This is a genomic window from Streptomyces sp. NBC_00190 (assembly GCF_036203305.1).
Classification (GTDB): Bacteria; Actinomycetota; Actinomycetes; order Streptomycetales; family Streptomycetaceae; genus Streptomyces.
Genome location: NZ_CP108131.1, coordinates 1,391,440 through 1,413,107, shown reverse-complemented (window position 1 = coordinate 1,413,107; position 21,668 = coordinate 1,391,440). Strand labels below are relative to the sequence as shown.

Below are 21,668 nucleotides of genomic sequence, written 5' to 3'. Positions count from 1 at the left end.
GGGGACGGTGTGGGGCTCGACATGGCTTTCAGTCCTCCAGACCGAGTGTCTTGGTAACAGCGGCCGGGTCGACCAGCACCGTCCTGGCGGTCCCCAGCGCTGCTCGGTCCAGCGGGGTCAGACTCGGGCGCCGAGCAGCTGCTGCCATCACGCGGTCTATGAGGTGCCAGCCCGCGAAGCCCGCGCTGCGCTCGCGCAGCGATGCCTCGAACGGCCGGCCAGTGGAGCGGTACCCGGTGCAGAATTGTTCGATCAAGGGTCGCCGCCGGAGTAGTTCGCGCACCCCCCGGGCGACAAGCTCGCGTCCCGAATCCGCGCTGTCGGCCGGTTCGGGAGAGTCCTCGGTTCCGGTTCCCGGGAGCTTGCGCAGCGCGCGGTACAGCCATTCGCCGATGTACGCGCCGAGGTCTCGGGCTGGGTCACCCCAGCGCAGCTCTTCCCAGTCGATCAGGTAGGGCATGTCGTCGACGAAGAGGAGCTGGTCGAGGCGGAGGTCTCCGTGGATCGCACGACGGTCGGCGGACTGGCCCTCGCTGTCCCTCAGGCGTCGGAGCGCCGCGGAGAGCGCGTCGTCCTGCTGCAGGATTCGCCACAGTTCCAGCTCGGCGAAGCTGGAGTTGCGGTGAGTCTCCAAGGGCAGCGCGTCGAGGTACGAGACGGGAGGCAGGACAGGCAGGCTCGTATCCAGGGTTGTCGCCGGGGCCGGGTTGATTCCGTGGAGAGCTCCGATCATCTCGCCGACACGGAATGCGTCCTTCTCCTCGAATGCGTCGTCGTCCGCCCGTTCGGCACCTGTGCGGGCCCCCGGCAGGAGTTCGAAGACAACGATCGCGTCCTCCTCACTGCAGCCTAGGTAGCGCGGGGCTTTCAATGCCGCTGTCGAGGAGGTGGCAAGGAGCTCTTCGAAAGTGAGGATGTTGTTGAGGCGCCGGGAGACATCTGCAGTAGGTCCCTCGAGACGCTTGACGAAGACGTTGGCGCCGCTGGTCGTTCGGCCGGCCCAGTTCTCGTTGCGGCCGTTGTGTGCCACCAGGTTCGTGCTGTCGAGGGTGCCGAGACGCAGTCCGGCCAGGGCGTTCGCGACCGCCGGCACGGAGTCCACATCGGTGACCCTCGTACGATAACGGTGGTCGGACGTCACCGTGATACCTCCTGGTCGGTTCGCTGGAGCTGGGAGGGGGCCGGGAGCCCGTGAGGCACGTCGTCGATGTGTTCGAACCGGCGGACCGTGATCCCGGGGACATCGGCCAGGGATACGGCAAGGGCTGTCGCATTGCCGACGACGACCGTGTCGAATCCTGCGGGGTCGAGATGATGGAGCGCTGCCTCGACGACGTCCCCGGAGCCGACCGCTGCGAGGGCCAGTGGGTAGTGGTCCATCCACTCGGGGCCCACGCCCTCGGAGAGCAGGTTGGCGAGCAGAGTCGCGTGTGCGGAGGGGGAGACCAGTGCGGTCGCGATGCGTCCGGTCAGCAGTCTTTTCGTCACCGCGATCTCCTCCTCCGTGGGCGGGCTGGAGATCATGGCGGCCAGTTCGGCCCTCGTGTCGCGAAGAGCGAGGGCGGCGGTCTCTTCGTTCGCCGCCAGGCGGACCACGGTCGTGGGGCTCCCTGCAACCATCTCGGTCGCCGACCCCGCCATGTACGCGTATCCCTTCCGCTCCCGGATGTTCATGGCGAGGCGAGAGGCAACCCCTGCCCCGAAGACTGCGTTCGCGATGTCCAGGGCGGGACGTCGCGGGTGCGTCCGTTGCAGCGCTGGGCTCATCATCAGGAGCTCGGCCTGTGCGGAGTGCGGCCGGTGGACGAGTACGACTTCGTCGGTGGCGGCGGAAGGAAGAGCCGGGAGGTCCTGTGGGGCTTCGTCCCTGCGCCATCCGGAGAAGGCCTCTTCCATGAGGGCGGCAACCGGTGAGCCCTGGACATCGCCGACGAGGACGAGGACCGCTCCATGCGGTGTGAGACGTGAGGAGTGCAGGCTGCGGACCGCCCCGGGCTCGACACCCCTCAGCGCCGCGGGGGACGGCAGTTCGTGCGGCATGGTCTTCTCCGCACGGCACCTGCGCAGCAGGGTGGTGAGCGCCATCCACCGCGGTTCGCCGCGCCGGATGGCGACCTGCGCCGCAAGGCGGTCGCGGGCCTCGGCTACGGACGCGTCGCTGAACCGGGGCTCCGCCAGGTGCCGGCCGATTTCCCGCAGGACGGCTGGCAGCGAAGCCGCGGGGGTGTAGCCGAAGACTCCGATCCATTCGGCGTTCCGGGCAGAGTCGATGTCGGCGACGGTCCAGGCCTGCGCGTGTTCACCTGTCCGCCCGCCCGCCACGTGCAAGAGCACATCACTGAGGATGTGGGCCGCGGCGGCATGCGCTTCCCCTGTGGCGGGGCATGGGATGTACATGCGGATCTCGACCAGAGAGGCAGTGCTGTCGGGGACTACGACACAACGCAATCCGTTGGACATGGTCGTGTCCACTGCCGGCCGGGGCCGGGCGAAACCATCCATATCGGGTAGCCAGCTCTCTTCGCTATGTCTTCGGCTCTGCTGCTTGGCGCGGGACGGCCTGGCTGGTGACCAGGCGGAGCACCGCCCTCTGGTCAGTGAGCAGCGCGCGGGCCGCGGAGGTGACCGCCTCGGCCCCGATCGACAGGATTCGGCCGGGCAGTTCATCCACGAGCGCCGGGGCATTGTGGAGGAGCTCGTACGTCCCCATGGCCCGCGTGCGCGCCAGCAGGTCGGCATTGCGTCGGGCGGACCTCGCGGCAACCCGGGCCACCGCCGTGGGCACGAGATCGGCAAGTGCGTGCGTCTCGGCGAGCCCGGCCAGTTCGCTGTCGATTTCGGCGAGTACTGATTCGGGGTCGGCGTGCGGATGGTGGGTCACGGCCAGGGCGAGGGTGTCGGGGGCACGCGTGTCCAGTGCGTTGAACAGTCCGCAACCCGCCGACACGTGGACGGCGGCGCCCTTCTCACGGACCAATCGCGTGTGCAGCCTGGACGATGAGCCTCCTGTGAGGATCTCGCACAGGACCATGTGCGCGAGGTAGGCGTCCAGCTCCGTCCCGGGGTCCGGGAGCTGATAGCCAAGGGCAAGCGCCGGCAGCGAGGCATGTACGTCTTCCCGCCGGCCATGGCGAGTGGTTCCCGGGAGCTCCTCGCGCAGCACGGCCGGGGCCGGCGTGGGGTGGTGAGGAAGAGCGCCGAAGACCTCTTCGATGTAGGCCGCGGTGCGATCAGGGTCGAAGGCCCCGCAGACGGTGAGGACTGCGTTGGCGGGCACATAGTGCGCGCGGTAGAAGTCCACGGCGTCAGCGACGCTCGCCGAGTCGAGGTCTTCGAATGAGCCGTACCCGTTGTGCGTATTCGGGTACGTGCTGTAGAGGAGCGCGGGAAGGGGTATCCAGGGAAAACCGCCATAAGCCCGGTTGAGGATGTTGAGCCTTATCTCTTCCTTGACGACGGCTCGCTGATTGCAGAGGTTCTCCTCGGTGATGAGGAGTGTGTGCATGCGGTCCATCTCCATGGAGAGAACCTGTTCCAAGCCTTCTGAAGGAAGGACTTGATAGTAGTCCGTGTAATCCTGGTGCGTGGATCCGTTGACGGAACCACCGAGGCCCTGAACGTACGTCCAGTGGGCCATTTTGGCGTGGTTCTCGCTGCCCTGGAACATGAGGTGTTCAAAGAGGTGCGCGAACCCGCTCCGACCCTCCGCCTCGGACCGGAAGCCCACGTCGTAGTGGACGCTGACGGCCACGACGGCGGCGGAGGGGCGGGGTTCCAGCAGCACCCTCAGACCATTGGGGAGGGAAAACCGTTGCAGTTCAGGCATTCAGCTTCCTTTGTCGCGCTGCACGAGGTGAAATGTGCACGCGTCGTGGGGCTGCGGCTGAGCCGCAGCCCCACGCTATCCTTGGATCTGAGACGCTGGCGCCGACTCGATTTTTGACGGGATCAGTTGGCGCCAGCGTGTCAGCTTCACAGGGACTGTGCAGCTAGCAGCTGCGTCAGCAACCCTCGACATAGGTGGCCGCGGTGACCGTGATGGTGAGGACGACCGGCGAGGTGGCAGGCGCCTCGTCCTGGGCGCTGGCGGCCAGCTCCTCGGCGTTGGTGTAGACGGTGTAACCCTCGATGAGCTTCTCGGCGTCCATGGGACACCCCTTTCTTATACGGATTCCGATTCCGAGTAATCCCGGAACCGCTTGCTGAAACATTTCTATCACCGTCCGAGCAGCCCCTCAAAGGGTTTTCAAGAAATGTTCGACAATTTTTTCGACTCGAATTCACGCATGTCGAATTGCCGGGCGGCGTAAACCGCCCGGCTAATGGAATCTGTCATTCAGGCGACTGGGGCCGGCTGTCAATGCCAGTCAACGGCGCCTTTCCCGTTGCCGTCGAGCTGCTCCGCGATAATTTCCAGAGCAACCGAGAACCACCAGTCGTCCCAGCCCACGAATTCGCAATAGTCCCTGACATGGGCGAGCACGGTCAGTGTGGCGATCGTTCCAGCGAGTGGTGACAGATCATCTGCGTATCCGTCCAAGAAGGCACGGCCCAGTTTCGACCACTGGGCGGCGGCCTCCTGGCCTCCCTTGCGTGTGATGATGCCGCGCAATTCGGTGAGTTCGCCCAGCACACGGCCGGTGTCGAGAGCTGTAGGCCCGACCTGCACGTCTTCCCCGATGAGTAGCACGGAAGACAGATCGCCGAGGCCGGGGACGAGCACTCCGGTCCCCGGGTTGCCGTGCAGAAGCACTCTCCCAGCTCTGTCGTCGAGTGCGGCATCGCACCAGTCCCGCAACTTCCTCCAGCGCCCCTGTCCGAGCTGGTCGCTGGTCAGGGCTGCGAGTCGGCGCAAGGGCTCCGAAGCCGTGGCGTCACCTCCTGCGAGCCAGTGCGCGAGCCGGTGCACTCCCGAACGGTCGGGCCTCCGGTCCGCCGCAAGGAGGGCGACATCCGCGGGAGGTGAGGCGTGCAGATGCCGCAGCAGGACTCCCAGTTCTCGTAGGAGTTCACGGGCCCTCGGGTATGACTGACGGGGATGCTGCTGCATCAGCAGCTTCCCCAAGGACCATGGGCCAGGGGCCGGATACACGAGTGCGTGCCCGTCCTGCTGGGGCAAGGACAGGCGCAATGCGGTGACGGGCAAGCCGCGCATCAGGCGTTCCACCGGACGGTCGGGCACCTGCATCTGGACCGAACGTGCGGGGCCGGCGGACCGCACCCACAGATAGGCGCCGTCGTCGGCGCAACTCTGTTCAACCTTCCGCCGGTATACAGACGTTCTGGTGAAACGGGTCCCGAGCTCATCGACGAGATCCCCGTAATGGTGTGCGCTCACGTGACTCGGCGTCCCGCAGAACCGCTGTCCCCGAGCGATTGTTCCATCAAGGTCAAAAGCCCGGGCAGCTCTGGGGGCACGAAGGCATCGTTACGGCCCGTTGTGGAACTGGGCCCCCTCTGGGGATGCAGGATGCTGATATTCGGACGCTCCTCGAGTTCCTTGAGGTGACGGCGCACCACAGGGTTGTGGATTCCACCCGGGGGCAAGGAAGGAGCAAGCCCGATGGGAGCCCGCGTGCACTGCATCGCGAGCATGGCCGGGCTGTCACCCAGGCCGATGGCGAAGCGGCTGACGAAGTTCAGGGTGGCGGGATACACCGCAACTGCCTGGGCCCACTCCGCCCATGCAACGTGCTGGGCCGTGGTCTGCGGTGTGTCCGGCCAGACATCGAGGGCTGCCTCGGTCGAGCTGAGCGCTGACAGCGCTTCGCGTGTCACGAACCGCTCTGCGCTGCGCGTGACAACGACGCGGCATTCCGTTTCCGGGAGCTCCATCCGCAGCCACTTGACCCAGTAGGGCAGGAAGGTCACACCGATGGCGCCGGTCCCCACCAGGAGGAGCCTGCGAGGCGTGAACCTGAAGGCCGCAGGTGCGCTGGGGTCAGACATGGTCGTGCTCGAGTTCCGCGAGGACGGCGCGCAGGTCGATGAGAGCGGCCTCGATGCCGTGTCGCACCAGAACGCCGGACGGACTGAGCACCACCTCGTCGACGCCCGAGCGGAAGTACTCTCGAATCCGCTCCGCGATCTCACCGGCGGAACCCGTAACGAAGACCTGGTTCTCGACCAGCGCCTCGGCGCCGGCGTTCACGTCCGCGGGATCGGCCTGCACTCCGGCCCCGCGGAGCATCGATGTGTAGTGCTCCGAGCTGAGATGCATCCTGTTGGCGGCCAGTACGAGAGCTCGCGAGTCGCGATCGGGGCGGTCGACCGCGAAATGCACCAGTGACACCACGCGCGGCAGGCTGCGGTCCTGGCTCCGGGCGCCCTCGCGCAATGCGGGGAGAAGCGTGTCGCGGAGGTAGGGCAGAGGGGTGAGCCAGGTGATGGCGGCATCCGCCACTTCGCCGGCGAGCCGGGCCATACCCGGCCGCAGGACGCCCAGGCCCACGTGCACCGGAGGATTCCCGAAAGGCAGCGTCGGCAGGGCCCCGTGCAGGACGTGGTACCGGCCGTCTCGACGGACCGTCTCCCCGGTCAGTGCCTCCCGCACGAGCGACACATATTCACGACTCGCGGTGAGCGGGCTTTCGTAGGTGGAGCCGCGAAGCGAACGGACGAAATTGGCTCCGCCGGGACCGAACCCTGCAATGACCGACTCCCCGGTGAGCGCAGCCACGGAACGCGCCGAGGCCGCAGCCTCGTACGGATGGCGCAATGCCATGACGGTCACTGCGGTACCAACGGGTATGCAGAGCCCTTGACCCGCGAGATGCGAGAAGACCTGATTCGTGTCGAGGGTCAGGGACTGGCCCATCCACAGGCGGGTAAGACTGGTGTCGCGGACGAGTTCGGCAAAACCGATGACGTCGGCCGGTCGAGCCGGCATCACCGGGAAGAAGACCGAAATATCTCCAGCCGGGAGCTGCGCCCCCTTGCGGGCTGTGAATTCGTTCATCTTTCTACCTCCTGGCCCACGAAGTTCACCTGCTGGATCAGCCCGTCCCGTATGCGATACATGGCGACGAGTGTCGCCGCTTGGCCTTCCACGACGACCCGCTCGTGGTCGATGATCCATTCGCCCTGAACAATGCGGCCCAACACGGCGGCCTGAGCAGGCTTGGTCGCGAACTGCTGGGCATACATGCCGCGCAGTGCTTCCTGTCCGGAAATGGCGAGGACTCCGTCGATCAACAGTTCGGCTTGGTCGGCGTAACAGTCCATGAAGTCGTCGAGCAACTGGCTGTTGTAGGCGGCGATCTGGCGCTCGACCACTTGGGCTTCCACGGTATCCATCGGTAAAGAAATAAATTCCTGCACTTCACCACTCACAGCAATTTCCTTACGGTTTGACGACTGCTCGTATTGCTCGCATTGCGGCGTCGGGATCGTCTGCCGCAAAATAGATCTTCTTCGCCGCTACAACACCGGGCTTCCCGAGATTCAGACTCAGCGGCCGATCAAATTCCATGTACATATTCACGCTGGCGCCGACGGAGCAGGCAACTGCGTCACCCTCATCTGCTATGGAGCGAAGCCCTCGGCCGGTAACCGTGCGTAGCCCCCTACCGACAGAACTGATGGCCTGGACCGGGATCTCCACTGCGCCGAGAAACCCCGTCCGCAGCGTGATCCGCTCGGAGGTGAGGAGGTGTGGATGGCGATGCATGGCGGCAACCGCACCGAACCCGATCAGGACGATCGATACCTCCAACACCGCGTGCGCGGGCCGAAGAACCGGAGGCACCATCCTCGAGACGAGAAATGCCAGGACGCCCTCCATGATGCAGAGAATGATGATCATCTGGCGGGTGTCGGAGGAGTGCCGCAGCGACGTCGCCTGTTCGACCCCGGGAAGAGGCCGGCGGACAACCCAATCACGGAGGGCTCCGCCCAGTACTTTCGCCATCCCAAGCTTGGACTGCTTCGGAATCACTTTCGCTGCAGGGGGGGTGACGGACACTGCAGATCCTCCCTCGTCCACACCCGGAGAATCCGACCCTGCGGGCATCCTGTGGAATGTTTCGAATTCGGCCTGATCGTGGTTACGGCCTACAGGAGAAGTCACTTGCGGGCCTCCCAGCGGAACCGCGTACGGGCGGCCCACACAGCAGCGACCGTCCATGCGCCGGCGCCCACCAGGTCAGGCAGCGCCGCAGGCCAGACAGCCTCCCCGTCAGGAGCGCCGAGCCACCCCGCGCGAACAAGATCCATCGCCGACGTCAACGGCAGGTACGCGCACCACTCAGCCAGCCAGGACGGAATGGCTGCCGAAGGGATCGCCAGACCCGATCCGGCAACGGAGACCAGAAGCAACGGCATCGTGGTCAGCTGCGCCATCTCCACGCTGCGAGTGAAGTTCGCTGTGCAGGCGGCCAGTGCCGCCACCAGGAGCGTTCCCACCAGGATGCCGATCGTCAGCAGTGCCGGGTCAGCAGGCGCCACCAACCCCAGCACGCCGATGCCGAGACCAATGACGAGGCCGCACTGCGCCCATGCCACAGCTGCAGCAGGCAGAGCGGTACCGGCCAGGATCTCGCCATCAGTCAGGGACCCGGTACGCAGCCGCTTGAGAACCATCCCTTCCCTCCGTGCCACGAACGCGCCCACCAGATTGGAGTACACGACGAAGAGCAGGACCATACCGATCGTGCCGGTAACCAGGACGGGCCTGGAATCGACTCGCACCTGGCCCTCGCCCGTGAAGGTCGAGGGCACGAAGGAGTACATGATCACCAGAGATCCGAGAGGCAGGACGAGTGCCGAGAAAAGTGCACTTCTGTTCCGCATCAGCATGGTCAACTCTGCGCGCCCCAAGGCAAAGAGCCGATTCCCCCGGGCTGAAGTCGCCGAGGAAAGGTTCGTGCTCATGATCCCACCTTCACGGATCGTGACTGCCCGGTGGGAGTCATGGCCAGAAAGGCATCTTCAAGTGTCGCAGACCTCGCATCGAGGCCTTGCAGAACGACCCCGTGCCGGTTGGCCCACACCAGCAGCTTTGTGAGGACAGGCTGCAGGTACTGGGTATGTAGCACGACTGTCCGCCCATGAACCTCACGCCTCGTCACTCCGGGCATGGCCGGCAGCGCCTCCGAACAATCCGCGGGCAATTCGAAGGAAACCCGGGAAGGGTGGTCCGCAATCACATCAGCGGTGGTCCCCTCTGCAACAACGACGCCATCCTGCAGGATGGCCACGCGGTCGGCGATGCCTTCCGCTTCTTCGAGGTAGTGCGTCGTGAGCAGTACCGTGACCCCTTCCTGCCGCAGCTGCTGGACGATCTCCCAGGTGTCCCGACGGCCTTCGGGGTCCATCCCGGTCGTCGGCTCGTCCAGAAACAAGACCTCAGGCCGTCCCATCACCGCGAGCGCCAGATCCAGGCGGCGGTGCTCCCCGCCGGACAACTGCTTCACGGGCACCGATTGGCGACTTTGCAGCCCCACAAGGCTCAGTACCTCGGACACCGTTCGGCCAGGGCGAGCACACCGAGCCCAGAAACGCGCTACTTCTGTCACCGTGAGATCTGCGGGAAACCCACCACTCTGAAGCATGACGCCGGTCAATGGGCGCACAAGTGTCCGCTCTCGGTAGGGGTCATGCCCAAGTACGCGTACCGTGCCGCCGTCCGCGGGCGCCAATCCCTCCAACAATTCGACGATGGAGGTCTTCCCGGCACCATTGGCCCCCAGGAGTGCAAAGACTTCGCCGCGGCGGACCTGCAGCGTCACACCACGTACTGCCCTGTACTCGTTCCTCCCCCCGGCCCCGTACGTTCTCTGCACGTCACGCGCGTCGATCACTAAACCGTTGTCGTCGTTCATGGTTCCAGTCTCGTGTCGTTCTCGAGCAGCTGACAGTGTGATATGTCATCAGCCGGCCGACGCCATTTGGTATGACGTTCCGTGCAAGGCATCGAGAAGCCTCGCGCGCCCCTCCCCAGATGCCGCCCTTTCCTCCAGTGAAAGTTGATCAAAACCTGCCATCTCCCCTCTGTCAAACTCATGCGTCATGTCGTGCCTGATGGGCAGTGGCTGCCCTGCGGGCGACGGTGAACGCGAGCTGGCATTGATCAGAAACGGTTCGGGTTCTGGGTCGTTGGCCGGGTGGGGGACGCGCGGCAGCTGTCGCCGTCGGCGCAGGAGGCCCTGCGGCTGCGGGCGGTGGCCGCGCTGGTGGCGGGGCGGGACCGTGAGGACGTGGCGGCGCTGTTCGGGGTGTCGCTGAAGGCGGTCGACAAGTGGTGGGCGAAGTGGCAGATCGACGGCCGGGAGGCGCTGGTCATGCGCCCGCGCGGTAAGCCGGTCGGGTTGCACCAGGTGCTCGGCGAGGCCGAGCAGGCCGCCGTGCGGCAGGCGGTCCTCGACCACAGGCCACGGGGTTGAGGCCGGGTGCGCAGGGCGGCAGGTGGTAGGCGGTGAGCCAGTCGTGCGCGTCGATTGCACCCGCCTGGTACGCCCTGGGGCCGCCTTTCCTGAGCCGCGCGTTCTTCGGCGTGCGCTCTGCTCGTGGGCGTTCAACAAGAAGGCATGGGGAACGGAGCCGCCGGAGGAGCGGAAGGGGGCGGCCCTACGACCTCCGGCACGCCGGCATCTCGTTCTGGCTTCGCTCTGGCGTGGACCCGGCCGAGTGTGCTCGACATGCCGGGCAGGGCATCGGGGTCCTCTTCCGTCGCTACGCCAAGTTCCTCGCCGGCGTTTAGGAGCACTCCAGCCGGCTCATTGAGCAGTCCTTGCAGGAGTTGGACCGGCGTGCCGGTGAGGCTGCTGCAGAGGGCTGATCGTCAGATCTGGTCCGTGACTGGTCCGGAACCGCTGGTCAGGCGCGGGATGGCGGTGGGAGGAACTGGGATAGGGCGCGCAGAGCGGTCCTCGTTGTGAGAGGGGCGCGTAGAAGGCGCCTGACGGGCAAAAGCCCAGGTCAGGCGCCTTCTTTTGTGCCTCTAGAAGAAGCCCAGCTTCTTCGGGGAGTAACTGACCAGGAGGTTCTTCGTCTGCTGGTAGTGCTCCAGCATCATCTTGTGGGTCTCGCGGCCGATGCCGGACTGCTTGTAGCCGCCGAAGGCCGCGTGCGCCGGGTACGCGTGGTAACAGTTCGTCCAGACGCGGCCCGCCTGGATCGCGCGGCCCGCGCGGTAGGCGGTGTTGATGTCGCGGGTCCACACGCCGGCGCCCAGGCCGTACGCCGTGTCGTTCGCGATCCGCACCGCGTCGTCGAAGTCCTGGAACGAGGTCACCGACACCACCGGTCCGAAGATTTCCTCCTGGAAGATCCGCATGCGGTTGTCGCCCTCGAAGATGGTCGGCTGGACGTAGAAGCCACCGGCCAGATCGCCGTCGAGTTCCTGGCGCAGACCGCCGGTGAGGACCTTCGCGCCCTCCTTCTGGCCGATCTCCACATACGACAGGACCTTCTTCAGCTGCTCCTCCGAGGCCTGCGCGCCGATCATCGTGTCCGTGTCCAACGGGTGGCCCGGCACGATCATTTCCGTGCGCGCCACCGCCGCGTCGAGGAAGTCCCCGTACCGTCCCCGCTCGATCAGGGCGCGCGACGGGCTGGTGCACACCTCGCCCTGGTTGAGGGCGAACATGGTGAACCCCTCCAGGGCCTTGTCGCGCAGGTCGTCGTCGGTCGACCAGATGTCGTCGAAGAACAGGTTCGGGCTCTTGCCACCGAGTTCCAGGGTGACGGGCTTCAGGTGCTCGGCCGCGTACTGCATGATCAGCCGCCCGGTGGAGGTCTCGCCGGTGAAGGCGATCTTCGCCACGCGCGGGCTGGAGGCCAGCGGCTTCCCGGCCTCCTCACCGAAGCCGTTGACGACGTTCACCACGCCCGGCGGCAGCAGGTCCGCCACCAGGCTCAGCCAGTAGTGCACCGACGCCGGGGTCTGCTCGGCCGGTTTGAGCACCACCGTGTTGCCCGCGGCCAGCGCGGGAGCCAGCTTCCACACCGCCATCAGGATCGGGAAGTTCCACGGGATGATCTGGCCGACCACGCCCAGCGGTTCGTGGAAGTGGTACGCCACCGTGTCGTCGTCGAGCTGGCTCAGGGCCCCTTCCTGCGCGCGCAGGGCGCCCGCGAAATAGCGGAACTGGTCGATGGCCAGCGGCATGTCGGCCGCCAGGGTCTCCCGTACGGGCTTGCCGTTCTCCCAGGTCTCCGCGACCGCGAGCGCCTCCAGGTTCTGCTCCATCCGGTCCGCGATGCGCAGCAGGATCGTGGACCGTTCCGTCACGGAGGTCCGCCCCCAGGCGGGCGCGGCCGCGTGCGCCGCGTCCAGCGCCCGCTCCACATCCTCCGCGGTACCGCGCGCCACCTCGGTGAAGGGCTGTCCGTTGACGGGGGAGGGGTTCGCGAAGTACTGGCCACGGGCGGGCTCGACGTACTCGCCGCCGATGAAGTGGCCGTAGCGGGACGCGTACGACATGAGCGCCCCCTCGGTACCGGGCGCAGCGTAACGGGCCATGGTGTCCTCCCTTGCCGGGCGCCGGCCACCGTCGGACAGCGCTCGCCGGGAGGCTAGGAGCGGGCAGGTTGCGGATACGTTGCACGCCCGCGGCCGCCGGGCCGAGCGAGCTCCCGTACGTCGGGCCCGCGCGCGCCGAACTCCCGGTCCAGGGCGTGGACGCGGGCCAGCGCGGCCGGCCTGCCCTCGGGCGGCAGCGCTGCCGCCAGCGCACGCCACGCCTCCCGGTCGTCCGCGCCCCATGGGCTGCACACCCAGTCGGTCAGCAGGCCGGTGTCCGCCCGGGCTATCACGGCGGCCCGTGCCTGGTCCTCGATCCGACGCCGCAGCCGCACGATTCCCGGCGCGGTGGAGGCGGGCAGGAGGGGGCCCGGGTAGTGGTGGAGGGCGGCGGACACCGCCCCGGCGGCCAGGTGCCGGGTCAGCGCGGTGAAGTCGGCGTCGAGCGGACCGGCCGTGCGGTAGGGCCGCGACAGTGGGGCCGCGGGCCCCAGCAGCGCGCGCAGCCGGGAGATCTCGGCGCGTAACGTCACCGGTGACACCGACTCGTCCTCGTACAGCGCGATCGCGAGCTCCTCGCCCGACAACCCTTCGGGGTGGTGGGCGAGCAGCGCCATGATCTCGCTGTGCCGCCGCCCCAGCCGCACCTTGCGCCCCCCTGTCACCAGCACCGCCTCGTCCTGACCGAGCGCGGCGAGGGTGTCGCGGGCGGCCGGCGGGCCGGGGTCGGCCAGGGCCAGCTGAGCCTCCGCAGCCCGCGCCACCGCCTGCACGAAGGCGAGGGAGTGGGGGTGGGCGAGGCCGTCGCCGCCGGTGATGTCCACCGCGCCCAGCACCCTGCCATTCCGGGGATCGCGGACCGGGGCCGCCGCGCAGGTCCACGGATGGACCCGGCGGCTGAAATGCTCCGCTCCGAAGACCTGCACGGGCTCACCGACCGCGACCGCCGTACCGGGAGCGTTGGTTCCCATCGCGGTCTCCGCCCAGCGCGCGCCCGGGACGAAGCCGAGCCGCTCCGCCCGCCGCAGTGTGCCCGGCTCGCCCTCCACCCACAGCAGACTGCCCCGCGCGTCGCACACCGCCAGCAGATGCGCCCCGTGCGCGGCGAAGGCTCCCACGAGGTCCCTGAACAGCGGCATCACCCGAGCCAGGGGGTGCTCCTCGCGGTACGGCCGCAGCTCCGCCTCCGCCAGCTCCACCCGGGGCGCGCACTCCGGGCTGACCCGGGCACGGGCGCACCGACGCCAGGACTTCGCGATGACCGCCCGGACCGGTGCCTCGACCCGGCCCTCCAGGGTGAACGCGGCATGGGCCCGCCGCAGTTCCCGCGTCCGCGCGGCGGGATCGGCACCGCCCGGCAGCGCCACCGAAGGATCGTCCATGTCACCCTCCCGTGGTGCCGCGGTACCCGGAGCGCCCCCATCGTCGTCCCGGCACCGGCCCCCGACAAGCGGTACGTCGGCCACTGCGCAGACCGGTCCGCGCCGAAGCGCCGCGGGCGTGGCCGGGGCCTGCGGGTCCGTCTCCCCGCCCTCGCCTCGGCCGGAGATCACGGAGAGTATGCAATCCGTGCGTGTGGCTACCGAGGGTCACGGGACGGTCGAGGCGCTACCGCGACGCACGCGTTCCGGGCTCGGGAACGCGCGGTCGCGCTGGTGCGTTGAGGGGGTAGTGGCCTACGGCAGGAGGAGGTGTCCGCAGATGTCCACGAGCGGAAAGGTCGCGGTTGCCGGTGTAGTGGCAGCCATCGTGTTGTTCTGGGCGGTCGGGTTCTGGGCGGGGCTGCTGGTGCTGATCGGCGTGCCCGCGGCCGCCTACCTCCTGCTGGACTCCTCTCAGCGGCGTCGACTGCGGGGTATATCCAGGAAGCAGATCGGCCGCTGACGGCGGCAGGGCCGACCAGGCTCTGCCTTCGGCGCGGAGCCCGGCCGGCCCGCGCGGCGCAGTCAGGCGGCGCCGCCGGTTCCCAGGCGTGCCGCCGTGTCGTCGCGGTAGCCGTCGGCGTCCGTGCGGGGCGGGTGCCCGCAGGAGGCATCCGTGTTCGGCCCCCGCCGGTAGTTCCGCGCAGGGGCCGATACAGAGGCGTGAGTCGAGGCGCGCGCTCAGTAGTAGTCGCGCATGAGCGCAGTTGCCCACTCGGGCTGCCGCAACTCGCCGCGGGGACCGAACTCGGCCATGTACGGCTTCAGATCGAGCACCGGCGTGCCGTCCACCGCGTCGAGGCCCTCCACGTGCAGGTCCAGGCCGTCCACCTTCACCACCCGGCACCGCGAGACACCCAGCCGGTTCGGCCGGTTCTTGCCGCGCTGGGCGAAGATGCCGACCAGCGGCCAGTCCGGGTTGCCCCGCGGGCGCCGCGCACCCGTCTCGACCTTCTCCACCGGCACACGGTCGAAGTGGTAGACGACCTCGACGTGCGAAAAGTCCTCCAGCCCGTACAGCGCCTCCGGGCCGAACCGGGTGCCGTCCAGGCGGATCACCGCCGCCTCATGCCCCCAGTCGTCGTCGACCACCTCCGCGCGGCCGCCCACCACCACGCCCACCGGCTCGCACTCCATCGTCACAGCTCCCCCTTGAACTTCCGGTCGCGGTCAAGCCGGGCGTAGCGCGACGCGGTCCAGCGCCGCCAGCAGTTCCGGTAGATCATGCTCCCCCTCCCGGGGGACGGACAGCACTTCGCCCGGCTCATCGTCGAGCAGGACGAAAGCCGCGTCACCGGTACGGGCCACCAATGACCAGCCGGGCCCGTCCACCCGCAGGGTCCGGGCCCCCTCACCCGCGAAGGAGGACCGCACCCGCCCAGGCGGCGGCGGGGTGAGCGTGTACCCCTGGGCCTCCTCCAGTGCCCGGGCCAGCCCGGGATGCGCGGCGGCCGCTGCGCCGCCGTCCGTCGCCACGCGCTCACGCCAGTCGGCCCACTCCCGCGCGACCTGGTCCGCGGCCATCCGCCGCTGCACCGGACCCCACACCTCGGCCGACGGCGGCGCCAGAGGCACCCGTCCCGTGCCGTCCGCCCCCTGCTCCGGATCGTGCGGCTCCGGGATCCCCGATGCGGCCACCGACAAGTCCAGCGGCCAGCCGGCCAGCGAGACCACGATCGACCGCTCGTCGGGCGACAGGTCGTACTCCATCCCGCAGTCCCAGGAGGCGATGGCCGTGGCCACGAGCGAGACGTCGTCCACGACGACCGTCCAGCGCGCGCCCTCCTCGTCCTGGCCGAGCACCAGCCCGTACCCGTCCCCGGCCTGCTCCACGCCCAGCAGGGAGCAGGCCTCGGGGAAGTCGTCGCCCAGGATGCTCGGGAATTGCGCGGGGGTCAGCAGCACGGCGGTCAGCACGTACAGCGAGCCGCCACCCTCGTCGTCGGACACCTGGCCTCCTGGTAGCTCTCTCGTCGGCGCACCTTAACCAGCGGGTAACCCGCACGTCGAGAGCCTGCGGCCGACGATTTCCATGGCCGCTGCCTGCACGTAGAGTTGGGGGCCCGCCACAGAAAGGGACACCCGGTGCAGCGATACGACCGGCTGAGGGAGATCCTCCGTCTCGACCCCGACAAGGATTTCCTCGCCATCTACCGGCTCACCGCCACCTACGAGTTTCCGTGGGACTTCACCCGCGCCCTGGAACTCGCCCTCTTCCGGACGTACGCCGTCCCCTCCATCGGCCGCCTGCTGGCCGAGACCGCCGAGTTCACGGACCGTACCCAGAAGCGCTACGACGACACGGCGCTGCTCCTCGACGCGGTCGTCGAGCACGGTTTCGACAGCGACACCGCGCGCACCGCGATCCGCCGCGTCAACCAGATGCACCGCAGCTACGACATCACCAACGAGGACATGCGCTACGTCCTGTGCACCTTCGTGGTGATTCCGTCGCGCTGGCTGGACGCCTACGGCTGGCGTCCGCTGACCCACCACGAGCGCCGCGCCTGCGCGAACTACTACGCGACCCTCGGCCGTCACATGGGCATCAAGGACATTCCGGGCTCCTACGAGGAGTTCGAGACCACCCTGAACGCATATGAAGAGGCCCATTTCGGCTGGGACGAAGGCGCCCGGAAGGTCGCCGACGCCACCCTCGACCTGATGGCCTCCTGGTACCCGGCGCCGCTCGCCCCCGCCGTCCGCAGCGGGAGCCTCGCCCTTCTCGACGAGCCGCTGCTGAGCGCCTTCCGCTACGAGCGCCCGCGCCCGCCGGTCCAGCGGCTGGTCCAGCGAGCCTTGTGGCTGCGCGGGCGCGCGGTACGGCTGCTGCCCCCGCGCAAAGCCCCGCACTACGCCCGCCAGAACCCGGAGATCAAGAACTACCGGGGCGGCTACGACGTGGGCGAGCTCGGCACCTTCCCCGTGCCCGGCGCGGGCGGCTGTCCCGTCCCCCATCCCCGTCGGCCGGCCGGAGCCGAGGCCCAGCCCCCGGCGTGATCCCGATGGCCTCCGCGCATCCCGGGCGCCTGGCCGACGTACATGCGTGTCATGTTTCGACGTGTCACAGGTGACGTACGGCCAGCGCCAGGAAGCGGGCGTCCTCGTCGACGTAGGAGGTCAGCTCCCAGCCCGAACGGGCCAGCAACGGACCCAGGTTGGACTCGGCCCGCAGGTCCTGCGGGGTCAGCTCGCGGCCGTGGCGGGCGGCGAGGGCGGCTCGCCCGATCGGGTGAAAAAGCGCGAGCCGGCCGCCGGGGCTGACCACCCGCGCCAGTTCGCGCAGGTTCGCCTCCGGGTCGGGCAGGTGGGCGATGAGGCCGGACGCGAACACCGCGTCCAGTGCCCCGTCGCGCAGCGGCAGCCGGGCCACGTCCGCGAGCAGCAGTGTGCCCTCGGTGGCCCGCCCGGCCCGCTGTGCGGCGGCCAGCATCTCGGGGGTGAGGTCCGCGCCGAGCACGCTGCCGGTGGGCCCGACCGCGGCGCGCAGCGGGGCCAGAGCCCGCCCGGTGCCGCAGCCCGCGTCGAGCACGCGGTCGCCGGGCCGCAGGCCGAACTCGGCCACGGCGGTCGCGAAGGCGGGCGCGTCCCCGGGGAACTTCCGGTCCCAGTCGGCGGCGCGCGCTCCGAAGAACTCCTGCACGTGCGTGTGGTCTTCGCTCATGCGCCCATGATCCCCCACCGCCGCACCCCGTCCAGGTCTGCGGACCGTGTGCAAGGTGGCACGTGGCGTGATCGAAGATGAACGTATCTCTGTCATATCCCAGCAGTTCCAGCGTCTTTCGAAATGCTCCCCTTGTTCGCGCCCTCACCCGGACTAGCGTCCGGTGGCCATGGGACACCTGGGACATCTGGACCACGCCGCCTACGGCTGGCTGACACCCGCGCTGTCGTACCTGATGGCATCGATCGGCGCGGCCCTCGGGCTGCGCTGCACCGTCCGCGCGCTCGCCGCGACCGGACCCTCCCGGCGCAACTGGCTCCTCACCGCCGCCTCCGCGATCGGCACCGGCATCTGGACGATGCACTTCGTCGCGATGCTCGGCTTCGACGTCACCGGCACCGAGATCCACTACAACGTGCCGCTCACCATCCTCAGCCTGCTCGTCGCCATGCTGGTCGTCGGCGCCGGTGTCTTCACCGTCGGCTACGGCAGGCAGCGCGGCCGGTCGCTCGTCCTGGGCGGCCTCACCACCGGCCTCGGTGTCGCCAGCATGCACTACCTGGGAATGGCGGCCCTGCGCCTGCACGGGGACGTCTCCTACGACCTGCTCACGGTCGGACTCTCCGTCGCCATCGCCGTGGTCGCCGCCACCGCCGCCCTGTGGGCCGCGCTCAACATCAAGTCACCGGTCGCCGTGGCCGTCGCCTCGCTAGTCATGGGCGCCGCCGTCAGCAGCATGCACTACACCGGGATGATGGCCGTCGCCGTCAGCGTCAGCCCCTCGGACACCACCCTGCCCGGCGCCACGGCCATGCAGTTCATCTTCCCGCTCGCCGTCGGGCTGGGCTCCTACCTGTTCATCACCGCCGCGTTCGTCGCGCTCTCCCCGACCGCCGACGAGCGGGCCGCGTCCGCCTCCGCCCGCCACCTGGGGGAGCACACCGCGGCGGCCTGAGCACGCCTGTCCCGCCGCCGGACGTTGCGTACTCACGTACGCAGACGCAGAGACGCCGGGGGACGCAGACGCACACCGCCCCTACGACCGTACGACCGCACCTGTAGGTACCGCCCCGGAACGAGGAGCCCATGCGCACACCCCGCAGAAAACCGGAAGCAGCGGCGCCGCGGCTGCCCGCGCCTGCGGACGGCCGCGCCACGCCAACAGGCCGCCGGGCCCACGCCGGCCCGCCGGCCGACGAACCCGCGGAGCAGGTGGTCCACCAGCCCGCCCCGGCCGCCCCCACCGCCCCCCGCGTCCGCGGCCCCCGGCTGCGGCTGCGCCCCGCCACCGTCCGCGCGAAGATCGTCTCGCTGCTGATGGTTCCGGTCGTCTCGCTGCTCGCACTCTGGGCCTTCGCCACGGTCAGCACCGCCCAGGACATCGCCCGGCTCAGCCGCGTCCAGCAGGCCGACACCGAGATACGCACCCCCGTCACCGCCGCCGTCATCGAGCTCCAGGCCGAACGGCGCGCCGCCGTCCGCCTCCTCGCCGACCCCGCCGCCGACCCGGCCGCCCTGGACCAGCAGGCCCGCCGCACCGACACCGCCGTCGGGCGGCTCCGCCTCGGGGACCGCAACACCGTCGCCGACTCCGGCGACTACGGCTCCGACATCGTTGTCCGCCTGGGCACCTTCGTCGCCGACGCCGAGGCGCTCGGGTCGGCCCGCAAGGACGTCACCGGCCGCCGGGCCACCCCGGAGGCCGCGTACGAGATCTACACCCGCGTGGTCGACTCGGCCCTCGCCGTGGGCGGCGCCCTGACCGGCGGGGAAGACGTCGAACTCGGCCCGGAGTCCCGCGTCCTGCTCGAATTCGCCCGGGCCGGGGAACTCCTCTCCCGGGAGGACGCACTGCTCGCCGTACCGGGCCAGCGCACCGCTGAATCGCTTCGTCAGCTGACCGGGGCCGTCGAGACCCGGCGCGCCCTCACCACCGCCTCGGCCGGCGACCTCCCCACCGCCCAGCAGGACGCCTGGCAGTCCGTCGCCAAGAGCTCCGCCTACGCCGACCTCACCGCCGCCGAGGACCGGGCGCTGGCCGCCGGCACGGCCAAGGAGGCCCGCGGGGTGCCCGCCGGATGGGAGGCGGCCTACACCTCCATCAGTGCCTCCATGCGCGAGATCGAGGGAGCCGCACACGCCGCGGCCGCCCACCGGGCCGACCCGGTCGCCGAAGGGGCGCTCAGCCCGGCCGGCGCCGCCGTGCTGCTGGGCCTGGCCGCGGTCGCGGCCTCGCTGGTCATCTCCGTGCGCATCGGCCGCGTCCTGGTCGTGGAGCTGGTCTCGCTGCGCAACACCGCCCTGGAGATCGCCCGCCGCAAGCTCCCGGACGCGATGGAGCGGCTCCGCGCGGGCCAGGAGATCGACGCCGCCGCCGAGACGCCGTCCGGGCCGCCGGCCGACGACGAGATCACCCAGGTCGGCGAGGCGCTCGCCACCGTCCACCGGGCCGCTCTCACCGCCGCCGTCGAGCGGGCGGAACTGGCCAGCGGGGTGTCCGGGGTGTTCGTCAACCTCGCCCGCCGGAGCCAGGTCCTCGTGCACAAGCAGCTGACGCTCCTCGACTCGATGGAACGCCGCGCGGACGACCCCAACGAGCTGGGCGACCTCTTCCGCCTCGACCACCTGACCACCCGGATGCGCCGGCACGCCGAGAGCCTGATCATCCTGTCGGGCGCGGCCCCGGGCCGGGCCTGGCGGATGCCGGTCCCCCTCACGAACGTCGTACGGGCGGCCGTCTCCGAGATCGAGGACTACCCGCGGGTGGAGGTCCGCCAGCTCGCGGAGGCCGCCGTGGTCGGGGGAGCCGTCGCCGACCTCACCCATCTGCTCGCCGAACTCATCGAGAACGCCGCCCAGTTCTCCCCGCCCCACACCAAGGTCCGGGTCAGCGGCGAGCCGGTCGGCGCCGGTTACGTACTGGAGGTCGAGGACCGGGGGCTCGGCATGGGCCGCGAGACCCTGAGTGACGCCAACCGGCGCATCGAGCAGTCCGAGGCGCTCGACCTCTTCGACAGCGACCGGCTCGGGCTGTTCGTCGTCAGCCGCCTCTCGGCCCGCCACGGCGTGAAGGTGCACCTGCGCACGTCGCCGTACGGAGGCACCACCGCCGTGGTGCTGCTGCCGAACTCCATGCTCCAGAGCGCGATCACGGCCGGATCCGCCGAGCCGTCGGTCCCGGCAGCGGCCTCGGTTCCGGCAGCGGCCTCGGCGGCGGACGCGGCTGCGGAGCGGGCGGCGGCGCAGGGAGCGCAGGGCGCCGCGCGGGCGGAGCGGCCGCCCGCCATGGCCGTCGTACGGGAGAACCCGCGCGGTCTCCCGGAACGGGACCCGGACCGCACCCCCGCAGCCGAGGAGCCGCGTCCGGCACCGGTGGCGGCGCTGCGGCCGCGCGTTCCCGGCGGCGCGGTGACCCGTACACAAGTGGCGCCGCCGCCCCCGGCCCCCGCCGCCTCGGTGACGGAACTGCCGCGCCGGGTACGTCAGGCCAGCCTCGTCCCGCAGCTGCGCGAGACCCCCGCCCCCAAGGCGCCGGCCGGCGCAGGCCTCCCCGAGGACCCGCCGGGCCGCAGCCCGGAGCAGGCCCGGGATCGGATGGCGGCCTACCGGGCCGGCTGGGTCCGCGGCGCCCAGGAGAACTCCCCTCACGCAGGCAGCGAAGGAGAACTGTGATGATCGAACACCAGAGGATCGACCGGGGCGGCGTCCGAAGGACCGGCGAACTGGACTGGCTCCTGGACGACCTGGTGGTCCGGGTCCGGGAGGTCCGGCACGCCGTGGTCCTCTCCAACGACGGGCTGCCGGTCGGTGCTTCGAGTGCGCTGAGCCGGGAGGACGCGGAGCACCTGGCCGCCGTGTCATCCGGCTTCCACAGCCTGGCCAAGGGCGCGGGCCGGCACTTCCACGCCGGGGGTGTGCGCCAGACGATGGTCGAGATGGACGAGGGCTTCCTCTTCGTCGCGGCCGCCGGGGACGGCTCCTGTCTGGCCGTGCTCAGCGGTGCCGACGCGGACATGGGGCTGATCGCCTACGAGATGGCCCGGTTGGTGAAGCGCGTCGGCGAACACCTCTACACCCCGCCCCGGTTCGCGGCGCGGCCGCCGGCCGCCGGCTGAGGGCG

The 21,668-nt window shown here is 69.5% G+C and carries 22 protein-coding genes; 6 read left to right on the top strand and 16 right to left on the bottom strand.

Annotation, left to right across the window (positions count from 1 at the left end; genetic code table 11):
• Nucleotides 1-28 precede the first annotated feature (28 nt).
• The 11 genes from lxmK to OG429_RS06960 form a co-directional block, all read right to left on the bottom strand.
• Nucleotides 29-1,141, bottom strand: coding sequence for a class V lanthionine synthetase subunit LxmK (gene lxmK, locus OG429_RS07010; protein ID WP_328924426.1), 1,113 nt, complete (start codon nt 1,139-1,141; stop codon nt 29-31).
• The gene (locus OG429_RS07005) at nt 1,138-2,334 is read right to left on the bottom strand and encodes a M16 family metallopeptidase (RefSeq protein ID WP_328924425.1); all 1,197 of its coding nucleotides are present in this window, start codon (nt 2,332-2,334) and stop codon (nt 1,138-1,140) included. Before OG429_RS07005 ends, lxmK begins: the two co-directional genes overlap by 4 nt.
• A 190-nt stretch (nt 2,335-2,524) precedes the next feature.
• Nucleotides 2,525-3,751: a M16 family metallopeptidase gene (locus OG429_RS07000; RefSeq protein WP_405680332.1), complete on the bottom strand. Its 1,227-nt coding sequence runs from the start codon at nt 3,749-3,751 to the stop codon at nt 2,525-2,527.
• A 250-nt stretch (nt 3,752-4,001) separates the two neighbouring features.
• The gene (locus OG429_RS06995; protein WP_328924423.1) at nt 4,002-4,148 is read right to left on the bottom strand and encodes an LxmA leader domain family RiPP; all 147 of its coding nucleotides are present in this window, start codon (nt 4,146-4,148) and stop codon (nt 4,002-4,004) included.
• Between the two features lie 209 nt (nt 4,149-4,357).
• Nucleotides 4,358-5,338 carry a hypothetical protein gene (locus OG429_RS06990; protein ID WP_328924422.1) on the bottom strand — a complete coding sequence of 327 codons (981 nt, stop codon included), beginning with the start codon at nt 5,336-5,338 and terminating at the stop codon, nt 4,358-4,360.
• A complete protein-coding gene (locus OG429_RS06985) occupies nt 5,335-5,892 on the bottom strand; it encodes a flavoprotein (RefSeq protein WP_328924421.1) in 558 nt (185 codons plus the stop codon). The genes OG429_RS06990 and OG429_RS06985 overlap by 4 nt, the downstream gene beginning before the upstream one ends.
• Nucleotides 5,893-5,941: 49 nt before the next feature.
• A complete protein-coding gene (locus OG429_RS06980; RefSeq protein ID WP_328924420.1) occupies nt 5,942-6,958 on the bottom strand; it encodes an LLM class flavin-dependent oxidoreductase in 1,017 nt (338 codons plus the stop codon).
• The gene (locus OG429_RS06975) at nt 6,955-7,332 is read right to left on the bottom strand and encodes a nuclear transport factor 2 family protein (RefSeq protein ID WP_328924419.1); all 378 of its coding nucleotides are present in this window, start codon (nt 7,330-7,332) and stop codon (nt 6,955-6,957) included. Before OG429_RS06975 ends, OG429_RS06980 begins: the two co-directional genes overlap by 4 nt.
• A 10-nt stretch (nt 7,333-7,342) precedes the next feature.
• A complete protein-coding gene (locus OG429_RS06970) occupies nt 7,343-7,963 on the bottom strand; it encodes a hypothetical protein (protein WP_328924418.1) in 621 nt (206 codons plus the stop codon).
• Nucleotides 7,964-8,064: 101 nt separating this feature from the next.
• Nucleotides 8,065-8,871 (bottom strand): ABC transporter permease, encoded by an 807-nt coding sequence (locus tag OG429_RS06965; RefSeq protein ID WP_328924417.1) that lies wholly within the window; start codon nt 8,869-8,871, stop codon nt 8,065-8,067.
• Nucleotides 8,868-9,821, bottom strand: coding sequence for an ABC transporter ATP-binding protein (locus OG429_RS06960; RefSeq protein WP_328924416.1), 954 nt, complete (start codon nt 9,819-9,821; stop codon nt 8,868-8,870). The genes OG429_RS06965 and OG429_RS06960 overlap by 4 nt, the downstream gene beginning before the upstream one ends.
• Nucleotides 9,822-10,103: 282 nt before the next feature.
• Between OG429_RS06960 and OG429_RS06955 the strand changes: the two genes are divergently transcribed.
• Nucleotides 10,104-10,382 (top strand): helix-turn-helix domain-containing protein, encoded by a 279-nt coding sequence (locus OG429_RS06955; protein WP_328924415.1) that lies wholly within the window; start codon nt 10,104-10,106, stop codon nt 10,380-10,382.
• Between the two features lie 557 nt (nt 10,383-10,939).
• Here OG429_RS06955 and exaC read toward each other — a convergent pair.
• Nucleotides 10,940-12,463 (bottom strand): acetaldehyde dehydrogenase ExaC, encoded by a 1,524-nt coding sequence (exaC, locus tag OG429_RS06950; RefSeq protein WP_328924414.1) that lies wholly within the window; start codon nt 12,461-12,463, stop codon nt 10,940-10,942.
• Nucleotides 12,464-12,516: 53 nt separating this feature from the next.
• The gene (locus OG429_RS06945) at nt 12,517-13,845 is read right to left on the bottom strand and encodes a helix-turn-helix domain-containing protein (protein ID WP_328924413.1); all 1,329 of its coding nucleotides are present in this window, start codon (nt 13,843-13,845) and stop codon (nt 12,517-12,519) included.
• A 319-nt stretch (nt 13,846-14,164) separates the two neighbouring features.
• Between OG429_RS06945 and OG429_RS06940 the strand changes: the two genes are divergently transcribed.
• Nucleotides 14,165-14,347 carry a hypothetical protein gene (locus OG429_RS06940; RefSeq protein ID WP_215150480.1) on the top strand — a complete coding sequence of 61 codons (183 nt, stop codon included), beginning with the start codon at nt 14,165-14,167 and terminating at the stop codon, nt 14,345-14,347.
• Nucleotides 14,348-14,565: 218 nt separating this feature from the next.
• On the opposite strand, the gene OG429_RS06935 is transcribed toward OG429_RS06940, so the two are convergent.
• Nucleotides 14,566-15,021, bottom strand: coding sequence for an SAM-dependent methyltransferase (locus tag OG429_RS06935; RefSeq protein ID WP_328930184.1), 456 nt, complete (start codon nt 15,019-15,021; stop codon nt 14,566-14,568).
• 33 nt (nt 15,022-15,054) lie between these two features.
• Nucleotides 15,055-15,834, bottom strand: a complete 780-nt coding sequence (locus OG429_RS06930; protein ID WP_328924412.1) for a hypothetical protein — start codon at nt 15,832-15,834, stop codon at nt 15,055-15,057.
• Nucleotides 15,835-15,969: 135 nt separating this feature from the next.
• Between OG429_RS06930 and OG429_RS06925 the strand changes: the two genes are divergently transcribed.
• Nucleotides 15,970-16,884 (top strand): oxygenase MpaB family protein, encoded by a 915-nt coding sequence (locus OG429_RS06925; protein ID WP_328924411.1) that lies wholly within the window; start codon nt 15,970-15,972, stop codon nt 16,882-16,884.
• A gap of 64 nt (nt 16,885-16,948) precedes the next feature.
• On the opposite strand, the gene OG429_RS06920 is transcribed toward OG429_RS06925, so the two are convergent.
• Nucleotides 16,949-17,548 carry a class I SAM-dependent methyltransferase gene (locus OG429_RS06920; RefSeq protein WP_328924410.1) on the bottom strand — a complete coding sequence of 200 codons (600 nt, stop codon included), beginning with the start codon at nt 17,546-17,548 and terminating at the stop codon, nt 16,949-16,951.
• Between the two features lie 178 nt (nt 17,549-17,726).
• Between OG429_RS06920 and OG429_RS06915 the strand changes: the two genes are divergently transcribed.
• The 3 genes from OG429_RS06915 to OG429_RS06905 all read left to right on the top strand — a co-directional run bounded on the left by OG429_RS06915 (nt 17,727) and on the right by OG429_RS06905 (nt 21,663).
• The gene (locus tag OG429_RS06915; RefSeq protein WP_328930183.1) at nt 17,727-18,503 is read left to right on the top strand and encodes an MHYT domain-containing protein; all 777 of its coding nucleotides are present in this window, start codon (nt 17,727-17,729) and stop codon (nt 18,501-18,503) included.
• Between the two features lie 131 nt (nt 18,504-18,634).
• Nucleotides 18,635-21,220 (top strand): sensor histidine kinase, encoded by a 2,586-nt coding sequence (locus OG429_RS06910; RefSeq protein ID WP_328924409.1) that lies wholly within the window; start codon nt 18,635-18,637, stop codon nt 21,218-21,220.
• Nucleotides 21,220-21,663: a roadblock/LC7 domain-containing protein gene (locus OG429_RS06905; RefSeq protein WP_328924408.1), complete on the top strand. Its 444-nt coding sequence runs from the start codon at nt 21,220-21,222 to the stop codon at nt 21,661-21,663. Before OG429_RS06910 ends, OG429_RS06905 begins: the two co-directional genes overlap by 1 nt.
• Nucleotides 21,664-21,668: the final 5 nt, after the last annotated feature.

Coding starts and splice junctions, on each gene's coding strand:
- OG429_RS06960 (WP_328924416.1), bottom strand. CDS start 9,821: ATGAACGACGACAACGGTTTAGTGATCGACGCGCGTGACGTGCAGAGA.
- OG429_RS06980 (WP_328924420.1), bottom strand. CDS start 6,958: ATGAACGAATTCACAGCCCGCAAGGGGGCGCAGCTCCCGGCTGGAGAT.
- OG429_RS06945 (WP_328924413.1), bottom strand. CDS start 13,845: ATGGACGATCCTTCGGTGGCGCTGCCGGGCGGTGCCGATCCCGCCGCG.
- OG429_RS06965 (WP_328924417.1), bottom strand. CDS start 8,871: ATGAGCACGAACCTTTCCTCGGCGACTTCAGCCCGGGGGAATCGGCTC.
- OG429_RS06920 (WP_328924410.1), bottom strand. CDS start 17,548: ATGAGCGAAGACCACACGCACGTGCAGGAGTTCTTCGGAGCGCGCGCC.
- OG429_RS06910 (WP_328924409.1), top strand. CDS start 18,635: ATGCGCACACCCCGCAGAAAACCGGAAGCAGCGGCGCCGCGGCTGCCC.
- OG429_RS06940 (WP_215150480.1), top strand. CDS start 14,165: ATGTCCACGAGCGGAAAGGTCGCGGTTGCCGGTGTAGTGGCAGCCATC.
- OG429_RS06905 (WP_328924408.1), top strand. CDS start 21,220: ATGATCGAACACCAGAGGATCGACCGGGGCGGCGTCCGAAGGACCGGC.
- exaC (WP_328924414.1), bottom strand. CDS start 12,463: ATGGCCCGTTACGCTGCGCCCGGTACCGAGGGGGCGCTCATGTCGTAC.
- OG429_RS06995 (WP_328924423.1), bottom strand. CDS start 4,148: ATGGACGCCGAGAAGCTCATCGAGGGTTACACCGTCTACACCAACGCC.
- OG429_RS06935 (WP_328930184.1), bottom strand. CDS start 15,021: ATGGAGTGCGAGCCGGTGGGCGTGGTGGTGGGCGGCCGCGCGGAGGTG.